Origin of the sequence: Streptomyces aurantiacus (genome assembly GCF_001418335.1) — a bacterium.
GTDB lineage: Bacteria > Actinomycetota > Actinomycetes > Streptomycetales > Streptomycetaceae > Streptomyces > Streptomyces aurantiacus.
Genome location: NZ_LIPP01000150.1, coordinates 1 through 9,668 on the forward strand (window position 1 = coordinate 1; position 9,668 = coordinate 9,668).

The following is a 9,668-nucleotide window of genomic DNA, read 5'->3' on the forward strand; positions in this document are numbered from 1 at the left end:
CCACCCTTGGCCAAGGGTGGCAACCAGACGGCTCCACCGCCCGACTTGGCAAGTGACGTACCACTTCGCCACCGTGCGCAGGTGCAAGTTGGGTGTGGGTTTCCCCGATGGCCGCAAGATGCGGGAGACAAGTGGCCAGTATGGTGGTGCGCGCCGCCGAGCCGCCCGAATCGAGGTCGAGTAAACGGGCGGTGGAGCCAACCAGGAGAACCTGCCTTGAGTCGTGAAACTGACAGTTCGTCCTCCGGGCCCAACGGGCGCGGGGGAACCGCATACCCGTCGGGGACTCCGCCGTACGGAACGCCGATGGCTTCCGACGCCGACACCGACACGGGGCGTACCGCCGGTGACCGGCCGGAACAGCCCAAGACCGAGACCACGTTGACGACGCGGATCCGCATCAACATCCCCGGGTCCCGGCCGATTCCGCCGGTCGTCGTGCGCACGCCCGTCGCGAACGGAGAGTCCTCCGACGCCACTAGTGTGCCGCGGCCCGCCGCTCCGGACGCCGGACCCGGTGCCGGGCCGGGTGCCGGACCGGGAGGAGCCGTGGACTCCGACACGGGGACTCAGGCCATGCCCGTCGTCGGTGGTGGCGCGGATGAGAAGAAGAGCGACTGGTTCGCTCCGCGCAAGTCCGGTGCGCCGAAGGGCGCTCCGGCCGGTGGCCACGCCAACGGCGCCGGAATGGCCGCCGGTTCGGGCGCCCAGGGCCCGGGAACGGGCTCCGGCGCGGGAGTTGCTCCCACCGCCCCCACCGCTCCCATCAGCACGCCTCCGGCGCTGCCCGGCCGTACCGGTGCCCCGAAGGGCCCCGGCGCCGGTGGTGCGGCCCGGCCCGGCGGTACCAATGGCGCGGGGTTGCCCGGCGCGGGCGGTACCGGGCCTGTGGCGCCCGGTCATGGCGGCGGTACAGGCTCCTTCGACGTGTCCCGGGCGCTGGCCGCGGGGCCGTTGGGCTCCGGGCCCGGCGAGTCCCCGTATCCGCCGAAGGCCCCCGCGGCGGGTGACGGCACCGCCGAGCCGCGTCGCGACGGGCTCCCGTACTTCTCCGACGGCGGCCAGAGTGGCCAGGGCGGCGGTCAGGGAGGCGGCCAGGGCGGTCCTTCGGGTCCGACCAGTGGGCCCGCCACGGGGCATACGTCTCCGGCGGCACCCGGCGGTCCGGGTGGTCCGGGTGGTCCGGGCGGTCAAAACTTGCCTGGTGGGCCCGGAGGTACGGGCAGCCACAGGGCTCCTGGTGGCCAAGGCACCCACAGTGGCCCTGCCGGCCCCGGCGGTACCGGCACCGGCAGTCACGCGGCCCCCAGCGGCCCCGGTGGCCCTGGTGTGCCGGGCGGCGGCGGACCCCGTGTCCAGGACGCCTCCGGCTTCCCCGGCGGCAAGGGTGCCCAGAGCGGCTCCGCCTTCCCCGGTGCCCCCGCGGGCGCCGGCCACCCCGGTGGCGGGATGAGCGACGACACCGCGATCCTCACCCCGCAGGTGCCCGCACCCCCGCCCGAACAGGGTGCGCCGGGCTACGGCGGCGCCGGCGAGAACGTCTCCGGACACACCCTCACCAGCGGCATCCCCGTCGTGCCCCCCGCCCCGAACTCACCGTTCGGACCGGGCGCGCACACCGAAGGACCGCTGCCGCACCAGCCCCCGAAGCTGCCGGACCCCGTCTCACCGCCCGCGCCCGCCGCCTCGCGGCCCAAGAAGAAAAAGGGCCGCAACAAGCTGGTGCTCCTGGTCACCGGCGTGGTGACCCTGGGTGGCATCGCGTACGGCGCCGGACTGCTCATGAACCACTCCGACGTGCCCAAGGGCACCAACGTGCTCGGTGTGGACATCGGCGGCGGCACCCGTGACGAGGCCGTCCAGAAGCTCGACGACGCCTTCAAGGCGCGGGCGGCCAAGCCGCTCCAGCTCTCGGTCGACGGCGACACCGTCGCGCTCAAGCCGGACCAGGCCGGGCTCCAGCTCGACAGCCAGTCCACCGTGCGGGCCGCCGCGTCCAGCGACTACAACCCCGTCTCGGTGATCGGCTCGCTGATCGGCAACGAGCGTGTCGTCGCCCCTGTGATGCCCGTCGACGAAGAGAAGCTGGCTGCCGCCCTTGAGGGCGCCGCGGGCGGCTCCGGCTCGGCGACCGAGGGCACGATCAAGTTCCAGTCGGGCAAGGCCGTCGCCGTCTACGGCAAAGCGGGCAAGGGCATCGACGTCGGCCGGTCGACGCAGGCCGTCGAGGACGCGTACCGCACGCAGGTGGAGACCGGGAGGTCGGCCGCCGTCAAGGTACCCACCACGGAGAAGGAGCCGAAGGTCACCAAGGCCGAGGTCGACCGCATGATGAAGGCGTTCGCGCAGCCGGCGATGTCCGGCCTCGTGACCGTCAAGGCGGGCACGGCGGTGGTCCAGTTCAGCCCGGAGAACTCCCTGTGGAAGTTCCTCGGCGTCAAGGCCACCCCGGAGGGCAAGCTGGTCGACTACTACGACCTGCCCGCGCTGAAGGAGCTGTACGGCGGCGCGTTCGACGGCGTCCTGATCACCCGGGGCAACGGCAAGAAGACCGCCGTGACCCCCCAGGACGTGGTCGGCGCACTGCGCCAGGCCCTCGTCGGCAAGACGGCGGCGGACCGCGTCGGCGAGATAGAGACCGACCCCAGCTAGGTCCTGTCCGGTCGACGCCTGGACAAAAGCGGTACGCCAACGGCACGGAAACGAGTGGGCACCCGGTGATCACCGGGTGCCCACTCGCATCTGGACCTGCGGCAGCGGTCAGTTGAGCATCGCGCGAGCCGCGTGCGCCTGGCTCCGTACCCGGTCGGCCGCCGGTCCGTCGACGGCGGCCACGATCTCCGCGTACGCGTCGAGTTCGGTGGCGCCGGTGAGGAAGTCACCCCGCTGGACGAGGAGTTGGGCACGCTCGTAGCGCAGGCGGGCCGGGTGCGAGGGGAGCAGGAGCGAGAGGTCGACCGCCCAGAGGGCGACCTCGGAGCGTTCGGGACGGGCGGCGGCCCAGGCGCGGACGTTGTTGAGGACGCGCAGGACGACGTCGAGCGGATCGGCGGGCGAGAGCATCGACGGATCGAGCGGCGAGCCGGTGGAGCCTGCCACCAGCAGTTCGGCGTCGGTGCCGGTCAGCACCCGGCCGCCGTCGAAGGGGTCGACCAGGACCTGTTGTTCGGGCGGGCCGAAGCCGACGACGAAGTGACCGGGCAGGGCGACCCCGCAGACGGGTGCCCCGGCCCGCCTCGCCACCTCCATCCACACCACCGAGAGCAGGATGGGCAGTCCGCGGCGGCGCCGCAGCACCTCGTGCAGCAGCGAGGACTCCAGACGCTGGTAGTCGCCGGGCGTACCGCGGAACCCGAGGCCGTCGCCGAGGTGCTCGGCGAGCGCCGTGGCCCAGGAACGCGGTCCGCCGGGCCGGAACGGCAGCTCCCCGGCCAGCCGGTCCAGCTCGATCTGGGCCGCGTCCATCCCGGCCTCGGTCAGTTTCCCGTCCGCCTGGGCACCCACCAGCAGGCACAGGACCGACAGGTCGGGGCGCTCGGACCGCGCCTCGTCGGCGAACCGCCGCCGCCACTCGGCGCTCCGCTCCGGCCCGGGAGGTTGAAGAGGACGCATAGCTTCCTCGTGCCCTTTCACGCCGATCGATACCGGGGCGCTGCGCTGCTTCGGGGTGCGACCGCGTCGAGGTTGGCTGCGTCGGGGGCGGCTGCGGTGGGGTCGGGTGCGGCCCGGTGGGGGCTTGTCGCGCAGTTCCCCGCGCCCCTTACGGGGCCCGCGGGCGGCGTGGGTTCGCGGTAGTGGTGGTACGTGTGATGCGTGGCGAAGCCCATCCGGGTGTACAGCGCCCGTGCTCCCGCGTTCTCGGTCTCCACCTGGAGCCAGCCGGCCGAGGCGCCCTCGGCCAGGGCCTGCCGGGCGAGCGCCGTCATCACGGTGGTGGCGAGGCCCTGTCGGCGCAGCGCGGGATCCACCTCCACCGCGGCGAACCCGGCCCAGCGGCCGTCGACCACGCAACGGCCGATCGCCGCCGGCACGCCCGGCTCGGCGCCGGGCACGGTCGCGAACCACACCGAGGGCCCGCTGCCCAGCACCTTCAGCGCCACCTCGCTCACCCCCTTGCGCTGGTAGCGGCCCAGCCATCCCTCGTCGGCCTGGCGCGACAGCGCGACCGTCCGCTCGGAGCCCGGGACGGAGCCCGGCGCGGGGTCCGAGTCCGGGACCGGCTCCGGGAGATCGGCCACCGGTGCCAGCGCGCCGATCCACAGCTCAGCGGTCACCTCGCGCACCCACCCCCGCGCCTCCAACTCGGCGCAGAGCGGTTCCTGCGTACCCTCGGCGCCCGTCGCGGTCTGCGCGTACGCGGGCAGCCCCCGGGCCGCGTACCACTGCCGTACGAGTGACAGGGCCTCGTCCAGGGGCACGCCCGGATCGCCGAGAGGAAGTACCGAGTTGGCGCGGCGCGTGAAGCCGGACGCGGCCCGCAGCTCCCACTCCCCGAGCCGCTCGCGCTCCACCGGCTGCCAGGCCCGCGCGGCGACCCGCGCGAGCTCCTCGTACGAGGCCGCGGGGCCCCTGCGCCGGGCCGGCGCAGGCGGGACGATCTTGCCCGCCACCAGCGCCGATTCCGGAATACGGACGCTCTCACCGGAGCGGCGTGTGATCAGCAGCACACCGTCGTCCCATGATGTGAGAACGCCAACCGTGTCGGTGAACTTCTCACCCTCAGGGGCCCCTTCGCGCAACCGTCGTACTGAGACGCGTTTCCCCACGTCAGCGGGGGTGACGCGGACGTCGAGCCGGAAGTGTGCGGAGAAATCCACAGCTCAGTCCACCCCTCCTGTTCGGATCATGCCCAAGAACGGAGATACTAGGTGCGGGCATCGACGACGCCGCGCTCCCGCGCGCCAGGTGGCGGGGCCTGAAGACGGCTCGCCAGCGCCCTATCGAGGAGGAACGACAGCGTGACCTACGTCATCGCGCAGCCTTGTGTCGACGTCAAGGACAAGGCGTGCATCGAGGAGTGCCCGGTCGACTGCATCTACGAGGGCTCCCGGTCCTTGTACATCCACCCGGACGAATGCGTCGACTGTGGTGCCTGTGAGCCGGTCTGCCCGGTCGAGGCGATCTTCTACGAGGACGACACTCCCGAGGAGTGGAAGGACTACTACAAGGCGAACGTCGAGTTCTTCGACGAGCTCGGCTCGCCCGGCGGTGCCAGCAAGCTGGGACTCATCGAGCGCGACCACCCCTTCGTCGCAGCGCTGCCGCCGCAGAACCAGTAAGCGGTCCGTGCGCGCTCACGGCCCCGCCCCCGCCCCGCGCGGTGGCAGGGGGAGCGCAGCCTAGGTCCCGCACGGCCCGCCGCCGTGCGGGACCGCCGTGTTTGCCGTACGCGCCCACACGTACGTACGCGTACGGATGTGCCGTCCGTGCGAGAAAGTGAGCCAGAACCCGTGTCCGCAGTCTCCGACCGGCTTCCCGTCTTTCCCTGGGACAAGCTGGAGCCCTTCAAGGCGACGGCCGCCGCTCACCCGGGCGGCATCGTCGACCTCTCCGTTGGCACCCCGGTCGACCCGGTGCCCCAGCTGATCCAGAAAGCCCTGGTCGCGGCCGCCGACTCGCCCGGCTATCCCACGGTGTGGGGCACCCCGGAACTGCGGGACGCACTGGTCGCCTGGTGCGAGCGACGGCTGGGCGCACGGGACTTCACCCACCGCAACGTCCTGCCGGTGGTCGGTTCCAAGGAACTGGTGGCCTGGCTGCCGGTCCAGCTGGGGCTCGGACCGGGCGACAAGGTGGCCTATCCGCGTCTGGCGTACCCGACGTACGAGGTCGGTGCCCGGCTGGCGCGCGCGGACCACGTCGCCTACGACGACCCGCTGGAGCTGGACCCCGCCGGCCTGAAGCTGCTGTGGCTCAACTCCCCGTCGAACCCCACGGGCCGTGTGCTCTCCCAGCAGGAGCTCACCCGGATCGTCGCCTGGGCACGCGAGCACGGCATCCTCGTCTTCGCCGACGAGTGCTACCTGGAGCTGGGCTGGGAGGCCGACCCGGTCTCGGTCCTGCACCCCGAGGTGTGCGGCGGCTCGTACGAGGGGATCGTCGCGGTCCACTCGCTGTCGAAGCGGTCGAACCTCGCGGGCTACCGGGCGGCGTTCCTGGCCGGTGACTCCGCGGTCCTGGGCGACCTCCTCCAGATCCGCAAGCACGGCGGCATGATGCCGTCCGCGCCCACACAGGCCGCCGCGGTCGCCGCCCTCTCGGACGACACCCACGTCCATGAGCAGCGCGAGCGGTACGCGGCCCGTCGGCAGGCCCTCCGGGACGCCCTCCTGGGGCAGGGCTTCCGTATCGAGCACAGCGAGGCGGGCCTCTACCTCTGGGCGACCCGCGACGAACCCTGCTGGGACACGGTGGCCCACCTGGCCGACCTCGGCATCCTGGTGACCCCGGGCGACTTCTACGGCCCCGCGGGCAACACGTTCGTACGCGTGGCACTGACAGTCACGGACGAACGGGTACAGGCAGCAACACACCGCCTGGCCCCCCGATAACGCCTGACGGCGCCCCCGAAGGGGCGCCGTTCAGGGGCGCGGGGAACTGCGCGCCCAGCCACAACGAACCGGCACACGCCCTCCGGCGCACGCTCCGGGCACGGGCATGGGCCAGGCACCGACGAAGGGGTCCAGGGAACTCTCCCTGGACCCCTTCCCCGTACAAGCCCGGCGGCAAGCCAACCCGCAGGCTAGCCGAGCGGCAGCCCCTGCAGCGGCAGCCCCTCGGTGGGCAGCCCGCCCTTCGCGACCGCGTCGGTCGGCAGCCCACCACCGGCGGCCGACCCCGCGGTGTCACCGAGCACGTCACCCGTGGTCCCGGCAACGTCGCCGGCGGTCTTCTGAGCGGCCGGCGTCGCGGTCTTGACGGCCTGGCCGCCCGCCTTGCCCGCGACGGGCACGGCCTTCTTCACGGCCTTGCTGCCCGTGTCGCCGGCCTTGCCGGTGGCGGTCTGCGCGACTCCGTCGACGGTGGTGCCCGCGTTGTCCAGCGCGGTCAGGCCGCCGAGGTCGGGGGTGGCCGGCAGTTCGGCCGCGCTCGCGGAGCCGGCCGCACCGACCACGGGCGCCGCTCCCGCTGCGATGAGCAGCGCGGCACGGGCGATCCGACGGGTCAGGGGGAGGGACATGGTGCTCCTTTGACGGAAGAGAACGATGAAATGTGCCACCGCGCCCGGCAGTTGACCGACTGGCTGTCGGACGGCCGGTGATCGACCGGTGATCGACCGGCTGTTGATCGTTCCGGGCTCGGACGCAGTGATTACCGCTCGAAGTCCGCGAAGGTTGCGGTGGTCCGACGTAAAGAGTTGGTAATGCGTCGCATTATCGGCTGCGGAGAAAATTGGACAAAGAGGGCGGGCTTGGAAAGTGTGATGAATCCCTACGGCCCTTTGTTCCCAAGGGATTTGCCGTCCATGGGGCGGACGCGGGAGAGGCCTGTGGGAAACCGGCGCGAACGGTCGACACGGCACGCCGGGAGTGCCCCCAACGGGTGATGGCTCGTACTGCTGCTCGGCAGGAGTATGTGCCGGGCGGGTTAGGGTCGACGGCATGGCCGACACCCCACTTGATCTCACGCTGGACGCCGCCCGGCTCACCGCGCAGCTCGTCGACTTCCCCTCGGAGAGCGGCACCGAGAAGCCCCTCGCGGACGCCGTCGAGACCGCCCTGCGCGCCCTGCCGCACCTCACGGTCGACCGGTACGGCAACAACGTCGTCGCGCGTACGAACCTGGGCCGGGCCGAGCGGGTGGTCCTGGCCGGACACATCGACACGGTCCCCATCGCGGGCAACGTGCCGTCGCGCCTCGACGAGGACGGCGTGCTCTGGGGCTGCGGCACCTGCGACATGAAGTCGGGCGTCGCGGTGCAGCTGCGGATCGCGGCCACGGTGCCGGCCCCCAACCGCGACCTCACCTTCATCTTCTACGACAACGAAGAGGTCGCCGCGGACCTGAACGGCCTCAAGCATGTGGCCGAGGCCCGCCCCGACTGGCTGGAGGGCGACTTCGCGGTCCTGCTTGAGCCGTCCGACGGGCAGGTCGAGGGCGGCTGCCAGGGGACCCTGCGGGTGCTCCTGACGACGAAGGGTGAGCGGGCCCACTCCGCGCGCAGTTGGATGGGCTCGAACGCCATCCACGCCGCCTCCCCGATCCTCGCGCGCCTCGCCTCGTACGAGCCGCGCTACCCGGTCATCGACGGCCTTGAGTACCGCGAGGGCCTGAACGCCGTCGGGATCTCCGGCGGGGTGGCGGGCAACGTCATCCCCGACGAGTGCGTGGTGACCGTCAACTTCCGTTACGCGCCCGACCGCACTGAGGAGGAGGCCCTCGCCCATGTCCGTGAGGTCTTCGCCGACTGCGGTGTCGACGAGTTCGTCGTCGACGACCACAGCGGCGCCGCGCTGCCCGGCCTGTCCCATCCGGCAGCGGCCGCCTTCATCGAGGCCGTCGGCGGCACCCCCCAGCCCAAGTACGGCTGGACGGACGTCTCCCGCTTCAGCGCGCTCGGTGTCCCGGCGGTCAACTACGGCCCCGGCAACCCGCACTTGGCGCACAAGAAGGACGAACGGGTGGAAACCGGGAAGATCCTGGCGTCCGAAGAACGACTGAGGGCCTGGCTGACGACGGCCTGACCCGCCCACGTCCCCCCTCCGTAACCCGCGTAGATCTACGCTGAGGTGGAACGATCGCCAAGCGGAGGGAGCGGACATGGCTACCGGCAATCCCGAGGGCAGCAAGCAGCCACCGGAGGAGCAGCAGCTGGGCCCCGTGCTGCGCAGGCGGGGGCAGGTGCAGGGGAGTACGACGGACCAGCGGTTGCTGGACGCCGGCGGCCCTTCGGACTGGGTGCACACCGATCCCTGGCGGGTGCTGCGCATCCAGTCGGAGTTCATCGAGGGCTTCGGCACACTGGCCGAACTCCCGGCCGCCATCAGCGTGTTCGGCTCGGCGCGCACAAAGGCGGGCTCTCCCGAGTACGAGGCGGGGGTCGCGCTCGGCCGTGGCCTCGTCGAGGCGGGCTTCGCCGTGATCACCGGTGGAGGTCCCGGGGCGATGGAGGCGGCCAACAAGGGTGCCTGCGAGGCGAAGGGCGTCTCCGTCGGGCTCGGCATCGAGCTGCCCTTCGAGCAGGGGCTCAACCCCTATGTCGACATCGGGCTCAACTTCCGTTACTTCTTCGTCCGCAAGATGATGTTCGTCAAGTACGCGCAGGGGTTCGTGGTCCTGCCCGGCGGTCTCGGCACCCTCGACGAACTCTTCGAGGCCCTCACCCTCGTGCAGACCCAGAAGGTGACCCGCTTCCCGATCGTGCTCTTCGGTACGGAGTACTGGGGTGGCCTGGTCGACTGGCTCAAGAACACCCTGATCGCCCAGGGCAAGGCCGCGGAGAAGGACCTGCTCCTGTTCCACCTCACGGACGACGTGGACGAGGCGGTGGCGCTGGTGTCGAAGGAGGCGGGGAGGTAGCGGGCCTTTTCATCGCCCCCGCCGCCCCCTCAAACGCCGGAGGGGCTGAAATACCAGCCCGTCCGGCGTTTGAGGACGAGGCCGTTCAGGCCGATAGGGGGGTCTGGGGGCGCAGCCCCCAGAAGCGACGGGAAGGGTAGGGGCGGCGG

General features: G+C 71.8%; 8 protein-coding genes. 5 read left to right on the forward strand and 3 right to left on the reverse strand.

Annotated elements, in window-relative coordinates; translation table 11 throughout:
- Nucleotides 1-216: 216 nt before the first annotated feature.
- Complete coding sequence (locus AOK01_RS43620) at nt 217-2,652, forward strand: hypothetical protein (RefSeq protein WP_055513974.1); 2,436 nt, start codon at nt 217-219, stop codon at nt 2,650-2,652.
- Between the two features lie 108 nt (nt 2,653-2,760).
- Here AOK01_RS43620 and AOK01_RS21010 read toward each other — a convergent pair whose 3' ends face one another.
- Together AOK01_RS21010 and AOK01_RS21015 are read right to left on the reverse strand one after the other, a co-directional pair.
- Entirely contained in the window at nt 2,761-3,612 is an 852-nt protein-coding gene (locus tag AOK01_RS21010) for a transglutaminase family protein (RefSeq protein WP_055513976.1), read from the reverse strand.
- Between the two features lie 17 nt (nt 3,613-3,629).
- Complete coding sequence (locus tag AOK01_RS21015) at nt 3,630-4,817, reverse strand: GNAT family N-acetyltransferase (protein WP_107099869.1); 1,188 nt, start codon at nt 4,815-4,817, stop codon at nt 3,630-3,632.
- 141 nt (nt 4,818-4,958) lie between these two features.
- Here AOK01_RS21015 and fdxA point away from each other — a divergent pair, with 141 nt between their 5' ends.
- Nucleotides 4,959-5,279, forward strand: coding sequence for a ferredoxin (fdxA, locus tag AOK01_RS21020; RefSeq protein ID WP_019058397.1), 321 nt, complete (start codon nt 4,959-4,961; stop codon nt 5,277-5,279).
- Between the two features lie 171 nt (nt 5,280-5,450).
- Nucleotides 5,451-6,551 carry a bifunctional succinyldiaminopimelate transaminase/glutamate-prephenate aminotransferase gene (locus AOK01_RS21025; protein WP_055513978.1) on the forward strand — a complete coding sequence of 367 codons (1,101 nt, stop codon included), beginning with the start codon at nt 5,451-5,453 and terminating at the stop codon, nt 6,549-6,551.
- Between the two features lie 191 nt (nt 6,552-6,742).
- On the opposite strand, the gene AOK01_RS21030 is transcribed toward AOK01_RS21025, so the two are convergent.
- Complete coding sequence (locus tag AOK01_RS21030; protein ID WP_055513980.1) at nt 6,743-7,180, reverse strand: hypothetical protein; 438 nt, start codon at nt 7,178-7,180, stop codon at nt 6,743-6,745.
- 421 nt (nt 7,181-7,601) lie between these two features.
- On the opposite strand from AOK01_RS21030, the gene dapE reads away from it, so the two are divergent.
- Together dapE and AOK01_RS21040 are read left to right on the forward strand one after the other, a co-directional pair.
- A complete protein-coding gene (gene dapE / locus AOK01_RS21035; protein ID WP_055513982.1) occupies nt 7,602-8,684 on the forward strand; it encodes a succinyl-diaminopimelate desuccinylase in 1,083 nt (360 codons plus the stop codon).
- Nucleotides 8,685-8,760: 76 nt separating this feature from the next.
- Nucleotides 8,761-9,519 carry an LOG family protein gene (locus AOK01_RS21040; protein WP_055513984.1) on the forward strand — a complete coding sequence of 253 codons (759 nt, stop codon included), beginning with the start codon at nt 8,761-8,763 and terminating at the stop codon, nt 9,517-9,519.
- Nucleotides 9,520-9,668: the final 149 nt, after the last annotated feature.

Coding starts and splice junctions, on each gene's coding strand:
- AOK01_RS21010 (WP_055513976.1), bottom strand. CDS start 3,612: ATGCGTCCTCTTCAACCTCCCGGGCCGGAGCGGAGCGCCGAGTGGCGG.
- AOK01_RS21030 (WP_055513980.1), bottom strand. CDS start 7,180: ATGTCCCTCCCCCTGACCCGTCGGATCGCCCGTGCCGCGCTGCTCATC.
- dapE (WP_055513982.1), top strand. CDS start 7,602: ATGGCCGACACCCCACTTGATCTCACGCTGGACGCCGCCCGGCTCACC.
- AOK01_RS21040 (WP_055513984.1), top strand. CDS start 8,761: ATGGCTACCGGCAATCCCGAGGGCAGCAAGCAGCCACCGGAGGAGCAG.